The organism is Acinetobacter sp. 12966, assembly GCF_031196995.1.
Classification (GTDB): domain Bacteria; phylum Pseudomonadota; class Gammaproteobacteria; order Pseudomonadales; family Moraxellaceae; genus Acinetobacter; species Acinetobacter geminorum.
Map to the genome: position 1 here is coordinate 111,245 of NZ_JAVIMC010000136.1, position 21,088 is coordinate 132,332.

19 protein-coding genes and 4 tRNA genes are annotated in these 21,088 nt (G+C 35.7%); 17 read left to right on the forward strand and 6 right to left on the reverse strand.

Annotated elements, in window-relative coordinates; translation table 11 throughout:
• Positions 1–50: 50 nt before the first annotated feature.
• The 8 genes from RFW85_RS19400 to RFW85_RS19435 all read left to right on the forward strand — a co-directional run bounded on the left by RFW85_RS19400 (position 51) and on the right by RFW85_RS19435 (position 4,312).
• On the forward strand, positions 51–1,559 hold the full coding sequence (locus tag RFW85_RS19400) for a DUF3336 domain-containing protein (RefSeq protein ID WP_170248621.1): 1,509 nt from the start codon (positions 51–53) through the stop codon (positions 1,557–1,559).
• Positions 1,546–2,361 carry a protein kinase gene (locus tag RFW85_RS19405; protein WP_216076549.1) on the forward strand — a complete coding sequence of 272 codons (816 nt, stop codon included), beginning with the start codon at positions 1,546–1,548 and terminating at the stop codon, positions 2,359–2,361. The genes RFW85_RS19400 and RFW85_RS19405 overlap by 14 nt, the downstream gene beginning before the upstream one ends.
• A gap of 92 nt (positions 2,362–2,453) precedes the next feature.
• Positions 2,454–2,538: transfer RNA gene (locus RFW85_RS19410), tRNA-Leu, on the forward strand.
• A gap of 55 nt (positions 2,539–2,593) precedes the next feature.
• Positions 2,594–2,667, forward strand: a tRNA-Trp gene (locus RFW85_RS19415).
• A 27-nt stretch (positions 2,668–2,694) separates the two neighbouring features.
• Positions 2,695–2,779 (forward strand) — tRNA-Leu (locus RFW85_RS19420).
• 67 nt (positions 2,780–2,846) lie between these two features.
• Positions 2,847–2,920: transfer RNA gene (locus tag RFW85_RS19425), tRNA-Trp, on the forward strand.
• 436 nt (positions 2,921–3,356) lie between these two features.
• Positions 3,357–3,566, forward strand: a complete 210-nt coding sequence (locus RFW85_RS19430; protein WP_086265869.1) for a cold-shock protein — start codon at positions 3,357–3,359, stop codon at positions 3,564–3,566.
• Between the two features lie 275 nt (positions 3,567–3,841).
• Positions 3,842–4,312: an AnBLUF65 family BLUF photoreceptors gene (locus tag RFW85_RS19435; protein ID WP_170248620.1), complete on the forward strand. Its 471-nt coding sequence runs from the start codon at positions 3,842–3,844 to the stop codon at positions 4,310–4,312.
• On the opposite strand, the gene RFW85_RS19440 is transcribed toward RFW85_RS19435, so the two are convergent.
• Together RFW85_RS19440 and RFW85_RS19445 are read right to left on the reverse strand one after the other, a co-directional pair.
• The gene (locus tag RFW85_RS19440; protein WP_005073518.1) at positions 4,313–4,636 is read right to left on the reverse strand and encodes a hypothetical protein; all 324 of its coding nucleotides are present in this window, start codon (positions 4,634–4,636) and stop codon (positions 4,313–4,315) included.
• Positions 4,637–5,341: 705 nt separating this feature from the next.
• Positions 5,342–6,493, reverse strand: a complete 1,152-nt coding sequence (locus RFW85_RS19445) for an alpha/beta fold hydrolase (protein ID WP_170248619.1) — start codon at positions 6,491–6,493, stop codon at positions 5,342–5,344.
• Between the two features lie 357 nt (positions 6,494–6,850).
• Here RFW85_RS19445 and gltS point away from each other — a divergent pair, with 357 nt between their 5' ends.
• Positions 6,851–8,086 carry a sodium/glutamate symporter gene (gene gltS / locus RFW85_RS19450; protein ID WP_170248618.1) on the forward strand — a complete coding sequence of 412 codons (1,236 nt, stop codon included), beginning with the start codon at positions 6,851–6,853 and terminating at the stop codon, positions 8,084–8,086.
• 194 nt (positions 8,087–8,280) lie between these two features.
• Positions 8,281–10,116 carry a monovalent cation:proton antiporter-2 (CPA2) family protein gene (locus tag RFW85_RS19455; RefSeq protein WP_170248617.1) on the forward strand — a complete coding sequence of 612 codons (1,836 nt, stop codon included), beginning with the start codon at positions 8,281–8,283 and terminating at the stop codon, positions 10,114–10,116.
• Positions 10,117–10,264: 148 nt separating this feature from the next.
• On the opposite strand, the gene RFW85_RS19460 is transcribed toward RFW85_RS19455, so the two are convergent.
• The 3 genes from RFW85_RS19460 to RFW85_RS19470 all read right to left on the reverse strand — a co-directional run bounded on the left by RFW85_RS19460 (position 10,265) and on the right by RFW85_RS19470 (position 12,367).
• The gene (locus RFW85_RS19460; RefSeq protein ID WP_170248616.1) at positions 10,265–11,098 is read right to left on the reverse strand and encodes an SDR family oxidoreductase; all 834 of its coding nucleotides are present in this window, start codon (positions 11,096–11,098) and stop codon (positions 10,265–10,267) included.
• A 31-nt stretch (positions 11,099–11,129) separates the two neighbouring features.
• Positions 11,130–11,531, reverse strand: a complete 402-nt coding sequence (locus RFW85_RS19465; RefSeq protein WP_170248615.1) for a DoxX-like family protein — start codon at positions 11,529–11,531, stop codon at positions 11,130–11,132.
• Between the two features lie 197 nt (positions 11,532–11,728).
• Positions 11,729–12,367, reverse strand: coding sequence for a TetR/AcrR family transcriptional regulator (locus tag RFW85_RS19470; protein WP_017480795.1), 639 nt, complete (start codon positions 12,365–12,367; stop codon positions 11,729–11,731).
• A gap of 583 nt (positions 12,368–12,950) precedes the next feature.
• Between RFW85_RS19470 and csuAB the strand changes: the two genes are divergently transcribed.
• From csuAB to csuE, 6 genes are all read left to right on the forward strand, one after another.
• Positions 12,951–13,487 (forward strand): Csu fimbrial major subunit CsuAB, encoded by a 537-nt coding sequence (csuAB, locus tag RFW85_RS19475; RefSeq protein WP_002049140.1) that lies wholly within the window; start codon positions 12,951–12,953, stop codon positions 13,485–13,487.
• Positions 13,488–13,560: 73 nt separating this feature from the next.
• Positions 13,561–14,109, forward strand: a complete 549-nt coding sequence (locus RFW85_RS19480; RefSeq protein ID WP_171545321.1) for a spore coat protein U domain-containing protein — start codon at positions 13,561–13,563, stop codon at positions 14,107–14,109.
• A 4-nt stretch (positions 14,110–14,113) separates the two neighbouring features.
• A complete protein-coding gene (locus RFW85_RS19485) occupies positions 14,114–14,632 on the forward strand; it encodes a spore coat U domain-containing protein (RefSeq protein WP_309171804.1) in 519 nt (172 codons plus the stop codon).
• A complete protein-coding gene (csuC, locus tag RFW85_RS19490) occupies positions 14,626–15,459 on the forward strand; it encodes a Csu fimbrial biogenesis chaperone CsuC (protein WP_170249620.1) in 834 nt (277 codons plus the stop codon). Before RFW85_RS19485 ends, csuC begins: the two co-directional genes overlap by 7 nt.
• Entirely contained in the window at positions 15,456–17,954 is a 2,499-nt protein-coding gene (csuD, locus tag RFW85_RS19495; RefSeq protein ID WP_170249619.1) for a Csu fimbrial usher CsuD, read from the forward strand. Before csuC ends, csuD begins: the two co-directional genes overlap by 4 nt.
• Positions 17,951–18,970: a Csu fimbrial tip adhesin CsuE gene (gene csuE, locus RFW85_RS19500; protein ID WP_170249618.1), complete on the forward strand. Its 1,020-nt coding sequence runs from the start codon at positions 17,951–17,953 to the stop codon at positions 18,968–18,970. Before csuD ends, csuE begins: the two co-directional genes overlap by 4 nt.
• Before the next feature lie 88 nt (positions 18,971–19,058).
• Here the strand turns inward: csuE and RFW85_RS19505 are convergent, their stop codons facing one another.
• Entirely contained in the window at positions 19,059–19,292 is a 234-nt protein-coding gene (locus RFW85_RS19505) for a hypothetical protein (RefSeq protein WP_005803604.1), read from the reverse strand.
• Between the two features lie 412 nt (positions 19,293–19,704).
• On the opposite strand from RFW85_RS19505, the gene RFW85_RS19510 reads away from it, so the two are divergent.
• The gene (locus RFW85_RS19510; RefSeq protein ID WP_170249617.1) at positions 19,705–20,796 is read left to right on the forward strand and encodes a DUF6670 family protein; all 1,092 of its coding nucleotides are present in this window, start codon (positions 19,705–19,707) and stop codon (positions 20,794–20,796) included.
• The last annotated feature ends 292 nt before the right edge of the window (positions 20,797–21,088 follow it).

Here is a 21,088-nt window from a genome sequence, read left to right on the forward strand (position 1 = left end):
GTGTTGTGATGTCTATTCAGTAAAATCATCTGTGAAGATGAGGACGAAATATGTTTGAAAAAATACGAAGTGATATGAATCCACATCAGGCTTACCGTATCAAAAAATTACAACGTCAATTAGACATGGCTGAATCTTATGAAGAATGGAAGTCTTTTGCATTAAAACTAGATGAAGAAACAGGTGTGCAAGAGTGGAAATTTGATAATAGTTCACCTTACTTCGATGCCGAACTCATTTCTTATCGATACACTTTGCTCAAAAGATATCGTCAGCAACATCGCACATTAGACCTCATCTATTTACTTAAAGAAGGTCTAACCTACGATATTGCAAATATTGGTCATCCAATGCTTTTTGCCGCCACACATGTCGGTACAAAAAAGTTAATTGAAGACTATATTGAAGAAGTTAGCCAAAGCTTGGCTTACATTGCTTCAAGTGAATGCATTACGTTTCAAAGAAAAGAAAAAATAGAGTTTTTTGAAAACTGTGAAAAGGCGTATGGACAACCTGCACTTATGTTTTCGGGCGGGGCGACTTTAGGACTTTTTCATACGGGAGTATGTAAGGCTTTAATTGAACAAGACTTAATGCCTAAAGTGCTCTCTGGCTCAAGTGCAGGAGCAATTATGACAGGTATGCTTGGAACCTCTGCCAGTGAAGATATCCAAAACTTATTAAATGGTGAGCAATTTTTTAGTGATGCTTTTCATTTTAGGAAATTCCGTGAACTCATTAAAGGCAATGGTGGAATTGCCGATGTTCAGTATTTGAAAAAATTCCTCATTGAGAATTTGGGTGATCTGACTTTTGAAGAAGCTTTCAAGAAATCTGGTTTAAACATTAATGTGGCAGTGGCGCCATATGATGCAACAGAAAACCCAAGAATTATGAACGCCATTATGACACCGAATGTTTTGGTGTGGAGTGCGGTATTGGCTTCATGTGCCGTGCCAATTTTATTCCCACCGGTGCGTTTAACCAGTAAACGTTATGACGGTGAACATACACCTTATATGGCAAATACAAAATGGGTGGATGGAAGTGTACGAAGCGATTTTCCACAAGAAAGAATGGCACGACTTTATAACTTGAATTACACCATTGCGAGTCAAGTTAACCCACATATTGTTCCATTCATGCAAAATGATGCGGACCGTTTTCGTAAGGACGTTTTAAGCTGGCCTGAAAGGATTCTAAGACGCCAAGGTAAAGTGTTATCAATGGGCGTTATGGATTTTACGCGTCAACGACTTGGTTCTATTTCTCCAGTTAGAAGATTGTTAGATCATGGCTATGGAGTAATGGGACAGCGTTATTACGGTGATGTGAACATCATTGCTAAATATAGCCTAAGTCATTATACCTATACTTTGCAAAACCCACGTCCACATCTGTTTAAGCGTTTGCAAAGAGAAGGGGAACGTGCAACTTGGCCAAAAATTTCTTCAATTGAGACCCACGCTCGTATTGGTAAGACGATTCAGCATTGTTTAGAAGTTTTGCGCTTTGAAGAAAAGAAACAACAGCCTGAGTCTTACTATGCTGAAGCATGATTTTGCTTCGCATATAGAAAACTTAACATGTGTAACAAAGCCAACAAGTGCAGCGTTAGGGCGGTGTTTATGGACATGTACCATAGACACCAAAAATTACTGGTTAAAATATCATTTGCCTGAAACCCATGCTCAAAGTGAGCAAGATTTTATGCATGAGCAATTATTTTACAAAGAAATTAACCTTAAAAAACCTGTATGGCTTTTACCTTATAAGTTGATTGAGGGCAGTTTAATTCCTCAGCTAGATCATTCTTTGGGTAAGGTTTTAATTTTACCTGATAGTGACCTGTGGTTTGGTTCATTCACTCATGAAAGTGATTTAACTGATGTATATCGTAAGATTTGGTTGTCAATAAATAAGCTTGCAGAGCTTCACGAACTTGGCTGGATTCATGGAGACGTTAAGGCAGAACATTTTAGAAAGTTTCAGCAAGAACTTTATTTAATTGATTTTGAGAAAACGAGACCTATCTTAAGTTGCGATACAGTCATGGATGCAACACCTCGTTATATGGCTCCTGAGTTATTTCAAGGAGGGCGTAAGGGAATACAAAGCGATTTATATGCATTTGGCATCGTTCTATATGAATGGTTAACACAAAATCGCTTAGAAGCAGGTAGTTATCGTGATTGGGCAATCTTGCACTGTCAAAATTTAACCATTCAATTACCCACGCAGTTTTTGATTTTTTATCCCTTACTTGCAGGTTTATTACAAAAACAACAGCAAAATCGGTTTTCAAATGCTGATGAAGCAATAAATTGCTTAAAACAGATTCAAATTGATAAAAATCATTGATCTAGTATCTGTATACAATTTACACGGTTAGTTTTTTTTAGAAAAAAAACACTTGTCACTGTCAGATCTTATCGCTAATATACACAGCCATCGGGGGCGTGGCGAAATTGGTAGACGCACTGGATTTAGGTTCCAGCGCCGCAAGGTGTAAGAGTTCGAGTCTCTTCGCCCCCACCACTTTAAGTTAATAACTTAAAGTTTGATGTGGATGTTAAGTCATCTAGATCTTGGAAGAGGATTGGTGTAATGGTAGCATGACGGTCTCCAAAACCGTTCGTCAAGGTTCGAGTCCTTGATCCTCTGCCACATTTATTTTAAATAAATGTCCCAGATGGGGGCGTGGCGAAATTGGTAGACGCACTGGATTTAGGTTCCAGCGCCGCAAGGTGTAAGAGTTCGAGTCTCTTCGCCCCCACCATTGAAAAAAGCAAGACGATGATCTTGCTTTTTTTATGATTAAATCTTGAGTGTTTAATCATGAATATAGAGGATTGATGTAATGGTAGCATGACGGTCTCCAAAACCGTTCGTCAAGGTTCGAGTCCTTGATCCTCTGCCATAAAATAAGGCTCCTAATCAGGAGTTTTTTATTATCTATATTTTTAAAATAACTTTTCATTCGCACTCAAGCAATTTTCTAAATGATATTTTTATATCTGTTGCTTCTCAATTCAATGTTTTTATCACATCATAGATTGTTTTTTAATTAAGCAATGTACTGAATTTCTTAATCTTTTTTAAGCTATTGTTTTATATTTATTTAACTTAAGTTTTGGAAATTATTTATATAAAAGCCTTGAATACAATTTTATTTCATGTATGATGCTGTTAACTAGAAAAAAGACTTGTTAGTAAATCTTCTTTTAAGTATCGTAGTTTTAGTCATAATCCTTCGTTTTTTAAGATATTAAGCTCAATTTGTTATTCTTTTTTCAAAGTTATGATAGGGTCATTATTTAATGATTCTAAAATATTAGAAATCAGTAGGATATATCATGTCTAATACAGTAAGTGGTACAGTAAAGTGGTTTAACGAAACTAAAGGTTTCGGTTTCATTCAACAAGACAACGGTCCAGATGTGTTTGCTCACTTCAAAGAAATCACAGGTTCTGGTTTCAAAACTTTGCATGAAGGTCAACGCGTAACATTTACCGTTACTCAAGGGCAAAAAGGCCCAAATGCTGTAAATATTATTCCACAATAATATAACAGCAAGTAAAAAAGCACTTTTTAGTGCTTTTTTTATTTTAGCTTTTAAAGAAGTTTATTGTTATTTTAGAGCATTAAAAGCCCTCAATAGGAGGGCTTTTTATTTTCTTGTGAATATAAATCATTAGTTATTAAGCTCTTATAGTTAATAATCGAACGTATTTTTAAAATAAACTTTAGAATATGTGTGAAATATAAATTATTAGTAATAGAGATATGGTAGATTAAAAATCTTTAAATAAAGAAATTTTATATTTCACGGAATTGCTAATGAACGTTCGTCTGTGTTATGCCAGTCAACGAAATGAAAAAAATGAAGATTTGTTGCAAGATTTACGTGATATTTTGACAGAAGCACGAGATTTCAATGATTTGAATCAGATCTGTGGGGTGCTCTATTATGCCGATAATGCTTTCTTTCAATGCTTGGAAGGTGAGCGGGAGGTGGTTGAACGATTATTTGAAAAAATTGCAAATGATGAAAGACACCACAATGTTAAATGGTTGTGTACATATTCCATTGAACAAAACTCGTTTCAACGATGGTCAATGAAATATGTACAACGTAATACAAATATCGAATCTTTCTTTCTAAAAATGGGAGAAAGTACTTTTAATCCTATTCGTCTTGATGAACAAAATTTAAAAGCTTTCATTAATGAATTAGTCATTGCCGAACAAACTAAAATTAACACAGTTAAGAAAGTGGGTATGGTGAATCGTGGGGTGAAACCGTTTTAGCTATTTGGCTATCACGCCAATATGGATGGTCTTGAGTTTAGGTAATATTTTAGTCATGACTAAATATACAATAACTGAACTTGCGAGCATCCATATCACTTCTAAGCTTTGACTAATGACAAACATAGCCCAATAAAAAAAGCTAAATAGGGCGAGACAGAGTCCACTACCTTTAAAATACCAAGTAATAAATATTCCAAACAGTGCAGAAGAGAGAAGAAGATTAATCGTCTCGTTCATTCCTATGTAATTAAAGAAAATAATCAGTAAGCATAAAGCTAACATTGATAGTAAATATACAAATATATTTTTTGCAATAAACATTTTCTATACCCTATCTGATCATTAAAAAAGTATTTTTCCTCTGTTTCCAGAGGAAAAATAGTACATATTAATTTTTGAGATTCTTTTTCTATTATTAAGAGTTTTTATATTAATAAAGATGACTTTATCATTTTCTCTAGATCTCTTTATTAATATTCAGCTTTCTATTTAATAGTAAAGAGTGCTTATATGTATTGAAATTAATTATAAGAAAAACAATCATTTGAGTTGTGGGTTTTGGCTTACATAATTGCGAGAAATTGCTTACATTTGTATAAATAATGATCAAATTTTACAAAATTAAATTTATAAAAAAAATGTTTAACAATAACTTAAGTAACTATATTGTTTAAATAAGCTTTACATAAATAACAAAAAGTAACATCAACTTTAAGAGGTACTTTTCTTAAAATTTATAAATATTAATAAGAGAAAATTGATCTATTTAAAAAATTTTAACATTTGATAAAATATTGTTTTATTAAGTTGTATTTCTAATAAATAAAATTTATGTGTTGAAGGATTTTAATGTGATTAATAGTGAGGAGATTATATTTATATTTTTGAGTTATCTAGTAATGAGCTGCTTTTGAATTATGAGAAAAAACTACTGTAATATAAATGAAACTAGAATATCAGACTTATAAAATTTGAATTATGGCCAGCATAGAACTGGCTACACTGGCTTTACTGCTTTTGAATTAATTATTCTGAACGAGTAGCTAACCAAGTACTCACTTCGGGCCAGACCGTAGTGGGGGCTTGACTACCAGAAACTACGCCCATATGACCACCCGGTACCACCTTAAATGTTTTGTCTTGGCTACTAATTAAATCCATGAGCGGTTTGACAGCATCAGCTGTGACAATAATATCTGTGTTGCCACCAACAGCTAACACAGAGCATTTAATGTCTTTTAGATAGGCGGTAAGTTCACCAAATTTAACTACACCTTTAGACAGTTCATTATCAATCCAGAAACGGAGAATAATGTCGCGCATGACACCGCCCGGATAGGCCAACATATTATCGATAAATGAGCTTGAGGTTGCATGATCGACAATAAACTCTCGGTTATCTAGATTTTTAAAAAGTTCCCAATATGTTTTCAAATTTCCAATCGGATCCGTTAATTTAAAGCCAAGCGTGTTTTGCCAGCCATGAATATGAAATGCTTCACTTGGTACATGATGGCGAATACGAAACGGCGTATGTTTGCGAACCCATTTGGCAGGTTTGGTAAGACTACCGTATAGTTTCCCCATATAACCTGCTTTGTGTGTGTCGATAGGGGAAGCGAGAATAATTAGATTTTTAATATCTTTATCTTTAAACAATGCGGTATAGCAGAGCGAAAGTGCGCCGCCTAAACTCCAACCATGCAAAGAAAGCTGTTGCTGACCACTGTGTAGGCGAACTTGCTTTAACATCTCTGGCATGAAAACTTTAATATAAGTACCGAAGTTGTATTTTGCTTGGTGTCGGGTTGGTACGCCCCAGTCAATTAAGTAAACATCAAACCCTTGGGCTAAAAAGAAACGTACAAAACTACGAGTAGGGAACAAATCGTAAATGAGCATGTTCACTGCTAGCGGTGGAACAATAACTAAAGGTACGCGGTGTTTAGGAGTAGAGGTATCAGTCTCATTTTTATAATGGCGTAAGGTAATGATTTCATGCTTATGAATCATATCAAATGGTGTTTTTCCTGACAAAGCTATTTGAGGCCCTCTGAAAAAGAGATCTGATGCATTGATCAGCATGTGAGGTATTTTTTGACCAGCACGTGTCTGAAGAGATTTTGTAATAGATTGTAGCTGTGGAACGTTCTGACGAACTTTAAGCAATAAACTCATTGAATATAAAACCTATAAAGATGTTGCCCAGAACAGTAAAGAGCTGGTCTTTGAAAGATATTAAAGAGAATGAGGGGGAAGTTCAGTGACCCAAAAGACAGGATTTTCTGTTTAAGATATCAAGGTGGGGTTATTTTTAATTAAGAGTGTATTTACATAAATATATGATATTAAAATAAAAATTCATGTCTAGTCAAAATTATACATTAAATACTCGAATTTAAATTATTCTTAATAATGGTTAAAAAATATTGGTAGAGTATTTTTGTAAAGTTTGTTTATATTTTTTTTACATATTAAAAATAAAAATATAATTATTTTACAATCCAATAGGAATGTAATCAGAAAGTAGTATATATGGAATTTACTTTTAATGCTTTTTATACGCTAATTTCGGCGGTTATTGTTTTGCTTTTAGGCCGATTTCTAGTTAATCGTATTAGTTTTTTACAGCGTTATAACATTCCTGAGCCCGTAGCAGGTGGTTTGGTTGCTGCTCTAGTTTCCTTGCTTATTCACTCTGTATGGGGGTATAGCATTGTTTTTGCTAGTGAATTACAAACCAGTTTTATGCTTGTGTTCTTTGCTTCAATTGGTTTAAGTGCCAATTTTATGAAGCTTAGACAAGGCGGGACTGCTTTAATCATCTTTTTAATTTGTGTTGCCTCCTTTATTGTTGTGCAAGATGCAGTAGGTATGAGTCTTGCGACTTTACTTGGTCTTGACCCACTTATTGGTTTGATTGCTGGTTCAATTACCTTAACAGGTGGTCATGGTACAGCCGGCGCATGGGGTGAAATTTTAGAAACTCAGCATGGTATTCAGGGTGCTTTAGCATTAGGTATGGCAAGTGCGACCTTTGGCTTGATTATTGGTGGTGTGATTGGTGGGCCTTTAGCGAAATTACTCATTAATCGTTACAGTCTTGCTCAACCAAAAACCAATGCTGAAATTCATTATAGAGATACGCATGTTGAGCAACATGCAGATGACCTTGCACCGTTTGAAAATCCTCATCAAGTTCGTTTAATTACTGCCGATAATGCAATTACTACGCTTGGTATGTTTGCAGCGTGTTTAGCGTTTGCTGAATTTATGACTGGCTTTAGTAAGGGAACGTGGTTTGAGTTACCAACTTTCGTTTGGGCACTCGGTGGCGGTGTAATCTTAAGAAACATTTTAGAAAGCGTGTTGAAAATTGATATTTTCGACCGTGCGATTGATGTATTTGGTAACGCGTCTTTGTCGCTTTATTTAGCAATGGCATTGCTTTCATTAAAGCTTTGGCAACTTGCCGACTTAGCTGGTCCGCTTGTAGTGATTTTGGGTGCCCAAACACTGACTATGGCTTTATATGCAGCATTTGTGACTTTCAAAGTAATGGGCAAAAACTACGATGCGGCAGTATTGGCAGCAGGTCATTGTGGTTTCGGTATGGGGGCAACCCCAACAGCCGTGGCAAATATGCAAGCCATTACTAACATGTATGGTCCATCACATAAGGCTTTCTTAATCGTTCCGCTTTGTGGTGCATTCTTTGTTGACTTAATTAATGCGACAGTCATTCAGCTCATGTTGAAATTTATTGCCTAATATAAAAAAAGCCCGTTAGGGCTTTTTTTATGGGTGTTTGTCCATGAATATTTGATTCTTATTTATAGGCTCAATTTTTATTTTCGGATCATTTAAACCATTTTATTTTTAGGAGGCTTTTTCTCAAAACTAATAATCGCCCTTAAACCTCGTTTCACATAGAATAAATTGCAGATAAATAAAATGAGAAATGTATGAGCTCAGAAGCACATTCAATTAGCTTGGTTGCCCCCGTGGTTTTATTGGCGGCTGCTGTGATTGCAGTTCCTATTTTTAAACGTATTGGTTTAGGTTCAGTATTAGGTTATTTAATTGCGGGTCTAATTATTGGCCCATTTGGTTTTGCTTTTTTTCAAGATTCCACCGCAATTTTGCATATTGCCGAGTTGGGAATCGTGATGTACCTCTTTGTGATTGGTTTGGAAATGCAGCCGTCACATTTGTGGAGTCTTAGACGCGAGATTTTTGGCCTTGGTACATTGCAGATCATCATTTGTGCGTTGGCTTTAACTGGTGTCGGGCTTTTATTTGGTTTTACGTGGCAAGTTGCTTTTATTGGTGCCGCAGGGTTTGTATTAACCTCGACTGCAATTGTGATGCAGCTCTTGGGTGATCGGGGTGATCTGACTCAACCCCGAGGACAAAAAATTGTAGCCATCTTACTTTTTGAAGATTTACTCATTGTGCCATTGCTGGCTATGGTTGCTTTTATGGCACCGAATCATGTGGTCGAAAGCACATCGGTACGTCTAGAAAATATAGGGATTGGTTTGCTCGCAATTGCAGGGCTTATTGCGGCAGGGTATTGGTTACTAAACCCATTATTTAGACTGTTGGCCGCTGCCAAGGCCCGAGAGGTCATGACGGCTGCGGCTTTACTGGTTGTGTTGGGTGCGGCGTTACTCATGCAAGTCAGTGGTTTGACTATGGCAATGGGTGCTTTTTTGGCGGGCGTGCTTTTATCTGAATCGACCTTTAGACATCAAATTGAAGCGGATATTGAACCATTCCGAGGAATATTACTGGGCCTGTTTTTCCTTGGGGTCGGTATGTCATTGGACTTATCGGTAGTTGCTCAAAACTGGCAACTGATTGTGAGTGGCGTAATTGCCCTGATGCTTGCCAAAGCGCTCATGATTTATATAGTCGCTCGAATAACGAAAAGCCCTCATACAGAAGCATTAGACCGCGCTTTACTTATGGCTCAAGGTGGAGAGTTTGCCTTTGTACTTTTCTCGGCTGCGCTAAGTGCACAAGTTATTGATAGTATCGTTAAATCTAACTTAACCGCCATTGTCGTGCTTTCAATGGTGTTGACTCCAATTGTCGGTATTATTTTCAAACGTTTTACTCAAGCAAAAACGAAGCTTTCATTAGAAAATATCAATATTGCCGACGGGCTAAGTGGTAGCGTTTTAATGATCGGTTTTGGGCGCTTTGGACAGGTTACTAGTCAATTGTTGTTAGCAAGAGGTGTCGATGTCACCATTATTGATAATAATACCGACATGATTCGAAACGCCGAAAAGTTTGGTTTTAAAATTTATTATGGCGATGGTTGCCGTCTAGATATTCTGCATGCGTCTGGCGCCGCAACAGCACAAGCGATTGTGGTGTGTGTAGATAGCAAGGAAACGACCAATAGAATTGTAGAACTCGTGACCCATGAATTTCCTTTGGCAAAATTATTAGTCCGTTCATATGACCGTGAGCATTCACTGCATTTAGTTAAACAAAAAGTGGACTTTATGATTCGTGAAACATTTGAATCTGCAATTAAGTTTGGCGGTGTGATTTTGCAAGAACTTGGTGTGGATGAAGATGAGGTAGAAAGAATTACCGAGGAAATTCGAGATCTCGATAATGAGCGTTTTGAAACTGAAATCGCTGCAGATGACGTCAATGCGGGAGTAGGTATGCAATATACACATACTCATCATCCAAGACCTACAGCCCCGTTGATTCGACCAAAACAAGAAGGGCGGATTTTAAATAAAGAAGATACTTCAGAGAATGAGGGTGTGGATTAGTCATAAAACTCAGTAAGAGTTTTGTAGAAAAGCTTTTACTGAGCATTTTTATTGGTGGAAGTACCTAAGTTGCTAAATTCCATCCGTTTGCCAATCAAATCATTTGACCTTATTAAAGTTAGATTTTTAGTTATATTTATAAACCCGATTACAAACGCTCTAAAGCCGTACCTTTAACTGGGTTTCTGCACCAATAATAGGGTTGTAAAAATCTAAGGAAAAGCTTCCAAGGCGTCATCCATGCGATGCGTCGATTGGTTTTCTTGTTTTGAATAATTTGTTTTGCTAAATATGAACAAACAACTTCTGGTGGATCAATCACAAAGAAAAATAAGCGCTTCATCTTTTTCCAGTGTTGTACGTTGCCATTGGTCCAAGACGAAACTAACAGATCGGTTGCGACCATACCGGGGCTGAGCGTACCAGTTAAAATAGAAGTCGATTTGGTCTCTTTATAAAGTGCTTTGCTAAAATAACTTACTGCTTGTTTAGTGGTCGCATAGGGGGTCATTCCCGGACTCCATTCGCCGTTGCTTCCCCAACCTTCCATGTTAAAGATTTGACCATACCCTTGTCTGAGCATGCCTTTTAGAGCCACTTGCGAACCAAGCATTGTGCCCAGAATATTAGTTGAAACGGCTGCATTTAATTCATCTGGCTGAAGGTCAATAAACTCTTTCGTTGGGTGGCAGCTGCCTGCGTTATTAATCCACACTTTTACTTGTCCAAAATGCTGAATTGCTCCATCCCATAAGGCTTGTAAATCTGCAATTTGTGTCACATCACAGCATGAACCAATAAATTTTTCTTTACTAAAATGATTTTCTAGGTGAGTGAGAGCATGCTTAAGACGCTCCGCGTCTCGTCCAGCGATGACAACTGAACATCCCAGATCTAAAAAAGCGTGGGCGAGTGCCAAACCTATACCTTTTGTGCTTCCAGTGATGACTACACAGCCAACTTCACGACTAGATAAACTCATTGAAATCTCTAAATTTTTTTAAAACTTAACGCTATTGAGCAGCTTTATGAAAATGAGTTGTTTGCTCTTTTAATAAAAGCAAATAGATAATTGATAAACTTATCATCGAAATATTCATTACGATAGGGTTATAAGGCGAGATAAGTGTAGAAGGTTTTAAAAAACCAATTAAGAATAGTAAACCGAATAAACCTAAAATACTTAAATAGTGAATATATTTATGAGTAGAAAAAAGAAATAATAAACCAAAAATAATTTCAGCTATACCGCTCGCGCGCCCTGCAAGTTTTGCATGCTCAAAAGAAAGTCCGATGGTTTGCCATACAAATATTTCATCAGAGTTAATAAAGATTAGTTTAGGAACCAGTCCTTGATAAAACCACAAGAAAGCGAGCATAAAGCTTATAAATTTTAATGATTTAGCATTATCCATTAAGATTCTCTAAAAGATTGAAATTTCAATTTTGATCATTGCGACTATTATGTTTTGATTTAATTTATTCTTCAATAGCTAATAAGATTAGCTTGTTTTTTTATCATTTCTTATATTTGTTTTTTAACATTAATGTAGGGATATGATAGGAAAATTTTATATTAAAACATAGGAGAAATACTCCTATGTTTTTAATTTTATGGTTCACTAACTAATCTTGATATATTTTTTAAAAGTATATTTCTTAAAAATTGTTTATAGCATTCATCTGTATTTTTGTTTGAATGTTGAACTAGATAACCGTTGAGCTGTGTAATTATAATTATGGCTCTTTCTTTGTATTCTTCTGATGAGATTTTATTATGAATAGGGAGTATAATTTTATATATAAGTTCAAAATTATACTTTTGTATCATTGATAAAGAATCATATACATAGGGTAAGTGATCTGAAATAGAAAACACCTCTTTAAATGTATGCGTAATGACCGGTTGTTCTATTTCATATATTATATTAGTGATAATATTCATAAACCGATGCAAGGGTGGCTCATTTGCATTTAAGTTGATTAAAATTTCTATACGCTGTATGTAGTCGAAAATTAATTTATCGAGTAAAGCTTTTAATAAACTATCTTTATTTTGGAAATAATGCTGTAAGGTACTTAAACTAATATTCGATTGAGCTGCAACTCCTCGCATACTAAAACCAGAATAACCTTTGGTAAGAAAAACTATCTCAGCATTTTTTAAGATTTGCTTTACTCTTTCTTGTCCTTTTAGTGTGGTAAAGGACTTCTTTATTTGCATAGTATCAAAGGTATCAATTTTGATCATTATCCAGCCTGTAAGTACTATTTAAAAAAAGGCATTCTAAACCATGAAATTAGAAAAATATAAATAAAATATTTAAATTCTATTAAACTAATTATAGGTCATGTGACCTATAATTTTTTAATATCGGTCAGATGACCTAATCTAAAATTAAAAAATAGGTCATGTGACTTATTTTTGTCTTTTAAGTAATAGTTAAAATAGGTCGTGTGACCTGTTTGAATAATAATGAGTTTCTTATGATTTTATTGAATCTATAAATTATTGTATTTGAATAAATATTGACTAGTTTTTATTTGATGGATGATATTTATTTTCTCTATTTCTTAGACTTTTTTTTAAAGTAGGGGTGGGTATTTAGTTAGGTGTTTTTTTAACTGTTAAAGAAAGAATTTTAAATAAATAAACATAGTCTTTTTGTAATATGTGTATACAAGTTAAATAATTGTTATTAAATTGTGAAAAGAATCACAAAATAGTAAAAGGTAGTTTGTTTTATATATAAAACAAATTGGACATATTTTATTTATTGAGTTTGATTCATTTTGTTCTACAAAACTAATCATTATATATGTAGGTTATGAATATGAAAAACATTCAGAAATCACTTCTTGCAGCATTAATAGTTGCTGGTTATGCGGTAAATACTCAAGCGGCTGTTACTGGACAGGTTGACGTTAAATTAAATATCTCAACAGGCTGTACTGTAGGTGGTAGTCAAACTGAAGGGAATATGAACAAGTTTGGTACTTTAGATTTTGGTAAAACTTCTGGTACTTGGAACAACGTATTAACAGCTGAAGTCGCTTCAGCAGCAACAGGCGGTAATATTTCTGTGACTTGTGACGGCACGGATCCTGTTGATTTTACAGTTGCAATTGATGGTGGTGAACGTACAGACCGTACTTTAAAAAATACTGCTTCTGCTGATGTAGTTGCATATAACGTTTACCGCGATGCTGCTCGTACAAACCTTTATGTTGTAAACCAGCCACAACAGTTCACTACAGTGAGTGGCCAAGCTACAGCGGTACCAATTTTCGGTGCAATTGCTCCAAACACTGGCACAGCAAAAGCCCAAGGTGATTATAAAGATACTCTATTAGTTACTGTAAATTTCTAAATATAAAAAGAAATAATTAATTGAGTGGCAGGTTTACTTAAAAGCGAGTGAACCTGTTTTAAATGGAGGGGAGATGATATTTAATCGCGGTTCTATATTTATAATTTCTTATTTTTTAATTTCTTCAATAAATGCGGGTGAAATTGGAGCTAAGTTAACAAATCAAATTGAATTATTACCTTCTTGTTCTATTAATAATAAAGTTGTTGAAAATAATGAGACAAATTTAAATTTCGGAACTGTTGATTTTGGTGAAACCTCAACTGGTTTTAATGGGGTGATCGACGCAAGTTTGATAAATAATGGAAACTCTGGTTTACAGATACAGTGTGCTGGTATTTCTACTGTAAAAATAATATTTGGTTCTGGAAATAATGATAGTAAAGTTCCTGCTTCTTTTTCACATAATTATTATCATGCATTAAGTAATGGTAGAGATTTTGTTGCTTATAACTTGCTCTATGGTTTAGATAAACAAGTGATTAGAGCGAATGATGCTTTTATTCTTAATGATATGAATACTAAAAAGAATATCGATATTTTTGGTCAAGCCATACACGATGGTGGTCGTATATCTAAGGGTGAGTATACAGATATAGTTCCAATTACAATTGAGTTTTAAGAAAATGAAATATTTTTATTTTAAAGCAATATTATTGCTATCTGTAAGTCCATTTGTATATGCAGTAGATCCTCAATTAAATTCTAGTTTTAAAATTCAGGCTAAAATTGAAAATGGATGCTCAATAGATAATATCGAACAGAAAATGGATTTTGGTCAGTATTCAGCTTTATCAAAAGATAAAGTCGTTTCTAATATTATAAATAGCAAAGAATCTTGGAATATTCGTTGTACTGAAAGCTTGCCTGTTAGTATTTCTATAGATGGTGGTGAAAATCTACAGAATAATATAAGACGTATGAAAAATGGTTCATCTTCGAATTATTTGCCTTATAAGTTATATAATTCTAGCAGTTTGTCTACTGAATATGTTGTCGGTAATAAATATTTATTACCTGCCACAACGCCTACAAACCGTCTGGCAAGTTTTGAAATATATGGTGTCGTTGATTTAGAAAATAATAATGAACCACATACTGCTGGAATTTATAAAGATACTGTTTCAATAATGATTACATGGTGATTTGTATGAACAATTCTGCATTTATTAAAAATGGCATTTTAAAATCTTTTTTATTTGCAAGTACATTATCACTTGTTACACCTGTGATGGCGCAAGCAACTTTTTTAATTTGGCCTATTTATCCAAAAATTGAAGCCAATGAAAAAGCAACAGCGGTTTGGCTTCAAAATACCGGCAAGACCGATGCGATGGTGCAAATTCGGGTGTTTAAATGGAATCAAGATGGCTTAGAAGATAACTATAATGAGCAATCCGAAATTATACCAAGCCCGCCTGTAGCTAAAATTAAAGCAGGTGAGAAGCATATGCTTCGTTTAACCAAAAGCGTCAATTTGCCAGATGGCAAAGAACAGTCATATCGGTTGATTGTAGATGAGTTACCGATTCGCCTTTCTGATGGAAACGAGCAAGACGCTTCTAAAGTGAGTTTCCAAATGCGTTACTCAATTCCGTTATTTGCCTATGGAAAAGGTATTGGTAGTGGTTTAACTGAAGAGAGCCAAAAAGCGAATGCAAAAAATCCTTTAGCCAAACCCGTTTTACAGTGGTCCGTCCGCAACAATGAGAAAGGCCAGTCTGAGCTATATTTAAAAAATAATGGACAGAAATTTGCTCGTCTTTCGGCACTTAAAACTTCAAAAACTGGCAATGATATTTCTTTAGGGAAAGCTGCTTTTGGCTATGTTTTATCGAATAGTACCGTGAAGTTTACTATTGATAAGTCAACTGCAAATGAATTGTTAAAAACTTCTAAAATTTATGGTGTTGATAGCTCTGGCATAAAACAAGAGTTAATCGAAATCACAAAAATGGAGGATCCAACATGATCCTTCGGCATAATAATTTATGCAAAAGTATTTTGCTAATTTTGTTGTCGGGCGGATGCTTAAATATTCCAAATGTTGCTGTTGCTGGCGATTTGCCTCCACCACCAAAAGATATTAACGAAATTAATCAATTGTTTAAGCTATATCTAGACTTGGTTGTAAACCAATATTCAGTTCAGCAGGTTGTGCCTGTCATTGTTAAAAATGATGAGTACTTCATACAAAAAAACAAGCTGATCGATGAGTTAGAAATTCAAATTCCTCAGGAGCTACTGACAAACAACGAGACCGCTTTAACCAATCAAGATATCTTAACTTTGGGGTTTAGTGGTGATGCAAGTGACTGGATATCTTTAGATAAGTTGAAAGATGTAAGCTATGAATATCAATCATCAAACCAATATTTTAAGCTTAACTTTCCACCTGCTTGGATGCCGACTCAAGTTTTAGGTAAAGACTCATGGTATAAGCCTGTCGTTGCTCAGTCTGGTATAGGGCTGCTCAATAACTATGATTTTTATACTTATAGACCCTATCAAGGTGGTTCAACCAGTAGTTTATTTACTGAGCAGCGTTTTTTCTCTCCGTTAGGGGTTATTAAAAACTCTGGTGTCTATGTCAAAAATCAATATAAAAATGAAGGTAACGCCGAGTCTTTAGACAATGATGGCTATCGTCGTTATGACACATCTTGGCAATTTGATAACCAAAATAACGCTACATCTTTTGTACTAGGTGACATTATTACCGGTAGTAAAACGACTTGGGGAAGTTCTGTCCGTCTAGGTGGTTTTCAGGTACAGAGAAATTATTCAACTCGACCCGATTTAATTACCTATCCATTGCCACAGTTTATTGGGCAAGCCGCGTTGCCAAGTACAGTCGATTTAATTATTAATGGTCAAAAGACCAGTTCAACAGAGGTACAGTCTGGGCCGTTTATTTTAAACAATGTTCCTTTTATTAATGGTAAAGGGGAAGCCGTTGTGGTCACGACCGATGCAGTCGGGCGTCAGGTTACAACAGCGGTCCCATTTTATATTTCTAATACTTTGCTCAAGCCCGGCTTATTTGATTACTCATTGTCTTTAGGGAAAATCCGTGAAGAGTACGGACTTAAGAACTTTTCTTATGGAAAATTTGCAAGTGCAGCCGATGCCCGTTATGGGGTCAATGACTGGTTTACCGTAGAAGGTCGTACAGAACTTTCTTCAGACTTACAGTTATTGGGTGCAGGGTCTGTACTCAAGCTTGCAAACTTAGGTGTGCTGAGTGCTTCTTTTAGCCAAAGTAAGGCCGATAAGTCTATGTCTGAAGATCGAGCTAAAGATTTAGAGGGTAATCAATATACGGTCGGGTACAGCTATAACCGTAATCGGTTTGGTTTTAGTATTAACCATAACCAGCGCGATGATGAATATACCGATCTTTCACGGCTGCAATATAGCAATTTAATTTCGGTCAATAGCAATAAAAGCTTAACGGCCAATACTTACTTTGCGACCAAAAACTCAGGCACATTTGGCGTCGGTTATATTAATACTAAGGCGAATGACTTTAAAAACCGCTTCTTAAACTTGTCATGGGCACCTGTTTTACCGACTTATATGAATGGTGTGACCGTTTCATTAAGTGCCAACCGTGACTTTATCGAAAAAGAGTGGAGTGCTGCATTTCAGCTTTCGATACCACTGTTCCAACGAAACGCGACTGTGAACTCGGGTTATGCATTTAATAAAGAGGGCGATACGGGTTATGTTAATTTCAACCGTTCTGTGCCGTCTGAGGGCGGTGTGGGTGTCGACTTGACCCGACGCTTTAATGAAAATAGTGAAGATTTAAATCAGGCACGTGTCAATTACCGTAATGGTTATATCAATACCGACTTTGGTATGTCTGGAAACCATGACTATAACTATTGGTTTGGTCTATCTGGTTCACTTATTTATATGGGGGGGGAGATATTTGCTTCAAACCGTTTAGGCGATTCTTTTGCATTGGTCGATACCAACCAAGTACCAGATGTTTTGGTTAGATACGAAAACAGTTTAATTGGTCGTAGTAATAAAAAAGGCCATATTTTTGTGCCATCGGTGACGCCTTATTATTCGGGTAAATACAGCGTCGACCCAATCGATTTACCTTCAAACTTCACAATCACGCAAGTTGAACAACGTATTGCTGCTAAACGCGGCTCGGGTGTTGTGATTAAGTTCCCAGTTCATCAGTCTATTGCTGCCAACGTTTATTTAACTCAAGCAGACGGAAAACCGATGCCTGTTGGTTCAGTCGTGCATAGAGCTGACCAAGAGTCGTCTTATGTGGGAATGGATGGCATTGTCTATTTAGAAAACTTGAAACCTAACAATACCGTAACTGTTCAACGTTCAGATCAGAGCGTATGTAAGGCAGATTTTTCTGTAGATGTAGAGCAAGCCAAGCAACAAATTGTGGTGGTTAAGCCTGTTACGTGTCATGAGGTATCTTTACCATGAAAATAAAAACAAAAAAATTACTCAGCCATTTATGTATCTTTTCTGGACTGATGTTGGCTGGAAATTTGGTTCATGCTGCATGTAGTGTGAGTGCTTCTGGTTCATCTACTATTTCGGTTCCGTCTATTTACCTAATGGAAAACGGTGAGAATTCTTCACAGTTTAATTCTGGTTTGTCATGTACGGGTTTTAGTCTGGCTTTAGCAAACATGACATATCTAAAATATCGAGTTGAACAAATGTCGAATTCGTTTACCAACGCTCAAACCGGAGAAAAGCTCAATGCTGTTATTTTAGATAGTAACAATGAAATCATTAGCTTAGGCCAAGAAAAAGACATGAGTAGCTTTACACTGGTCAATCTTTTTAGCGGGCCAGATGGTAATTTGCCTTTTTATATACGCCTTCCGGCTGGGCAAAGCGTATCACCTGGTGTTTATCAGGCTGATTCACCGTTAAAAGTAAAATGGTTCTATTCGGTACCAGGGGTTGCTATTGCCGGAATCGGTATATTCTTTGAAAGTCCAGGGTTTAAACGCGGGGTATTGGGTATCGGTTTTAACTGGGGAACTGGAACAGACTCGCTTGGTTCACTGTCAATTACTGTACTTCCGGACTGTCGAATTTTAGCTCAAGACGTAAACTTTGGTACAGCAGCGTTTGCGTCCAAGCTTGAACCTGTTCAGTCATCTATGGGAATACGATGTTCTGTGAATACGCCGTATTATGTCAGTTTAAACAATGGACTTTCCCCGCAAAATGGCGACCAACGAGCTATGAAGTCGCAAACGGGTAATACATTTTTAAAATACGATATTTTCAAGAACTCATCGAATGATCGATGGGGAAGCGGTAACGAGCGTTGGTCGAGTTTAAATGCAACGATTAACCCAGGCGTACATAATGGAGTAACTCAGCAGAATTATGTGTTTACCACAAAAATTGTTGATGAAAACGCAGATACAGTACCAGCGGGAACTTACCAAGACACGGTCACGGTACAAGTCGAGTTTTAAAGACTATTTGCTTTTTATAAAAGATAAAAGCTCAGTTCATGGGCTTTTATCTTTGAATAAATTATTAGATTTTCAAATTTTATAAAACTTATTCCAGTTCCAATTCATTATCATCTTTTGTAATTTTAATTTTTAACTTCTTATATTTTCGCTTATTGGGATCTAGGGCTGAATTCATCACTTCATCTGCAAAAGGCGGGCACTGCATCAATTTTGCATAAGCCCTATAGCCGATGCGTATTCGAGTAGGCGGGCAATCGGTTCTTTTTGAGTAGTATTCAATGAGTGAGTTCAGTTCTTGTAATAAAGTTTGCTGTTCCATCATACATACTTAACAATTAGATGACTTAAGCATAATAGACTTAGTCGTTTAGCGGAATATGCCTTTAAAATTTACAGCTATATAAATTGTGATGTAGTTCTCTAAAACACATATTTTATGTATGAAGTTTGTTTAGGAGAGATTTTGGATGTTTTTTTAATCGGATTGTCATAAAGAAAGGCTAATTTAGACTCATAACAAAAATGATGAAGATTGTTGCGAACAATAAAATCAAAAGCAATTTTCACAGACGTGGTCGTGAGATAATTAGGGCTAATTCGAAAGAGTTGGCTTTTTTGTTTTAGTGCATTTGCTTAGATCAAGATGTCCTTTATTAACATTCAATTGCAAATTATCAAGTTCTAATATGGAACTTAATTTTTTAAGTAGATAAAAATAAAAGATCTTAAAAATGTTAATCTCAAGTCATAGATTGCCAAAGAGTTTTAAAGACAAAGCCAATCAAAAGTTTGCCAAACTTTCAGGCTCATTGTTGGGAGCTGTTACACCAGAACGACAAGCAACATTGCCAAAAGAGTTTGAACTCAGTCCTCATACGCTTTATAAGCGCTTTGGTAGTACACATTACGGGGTCATGATTCCTGACTTACCTGAACCCTTTCGATATTTATCTTGGGCTTCGGTATTAGGTTATGTTGGATTTACGATTACAGATACCAACTATCAAATGTCTAAAGATGGAAAAGGGGATACAGCTTCTTTGGTACATGGAACAGCATTGTCGACAACGCCTGAGGCCTACAGAACATTTTCAATCAAAAATGATATCAAGTTTAACCAAACTCCTTTCGCTATTAATTTTGACAATCAAAGTGTCATGCATGAGGATGGTGATGGATTTATATTAATTACTAAAAGAGAAGATTTAGAACTAGAACTTCATTTAAAGCCGACTAAAGCTATTTCATGGTTTGCCTATAGTGCTTTTTATAAGCATTTTAGTGTCTTGATGCATTATGACGGCTACATTAAACAAAAAGGCAATAGTGAGAGTATTAAGGGGCTTTGTACGCTTGAGGCTTGGAAAGCTATAGCGACCTCAATGCTCAAAAACAAATGGTTAGTTGAGAATATTCAACTTCCTGTAAAAGTCTTTAGCTATCAAGTTATTAATATTGACCATGAACAGCAGTTATTACTGGCTTTTATTTGCTATGAAGACCAACCCATTTTGACTTCTGTTTACTACCGTCATATTGATGGAACATCAATTCAATACAACGGAGATATACTTTTTGAAGTAACCAGACTTCAAGAAGAACCACAGATTACACCTGATGGTTTTCCAATGAATTTACCAAATACTTTTCGCTGGGCTGCTTATCACAACAATCAAAAGGTTCTAGATATTTCCGCACAAGTAGACACTCCATACTGTTTTGGCTTGGCTGCTGGTTTCGTTTCTTCATATGCATGGCAAGGCGAATTCTATGATCAGCCATTAGTAGGAAGTGGCTATCTGGAATATATTGACCGAAGATAAAATCGTTTTAAAACTTAGTTGTTTATCTACAGCTTTAAGCGAACTAGAAAATATCTGTTTTATAAACTCAATTTAATAATAGATTTTAATTATTTATCCTTACTTTTTAATGATCTATTTTAAAACAGATGTCATTTTGTGTGCTTGACTGAAATAAGGTTGGGCACTATCCTTTGCCTGCTGGCCTACATTGCCAGTCGGTTTTAGCAGACCGTCTACAAAAGGCGCACAACAATGCTGTTTTGGTTTTTGTGCGTTCTCTTAAGTCACGCCTTTATGGTGAGGCTAGGAG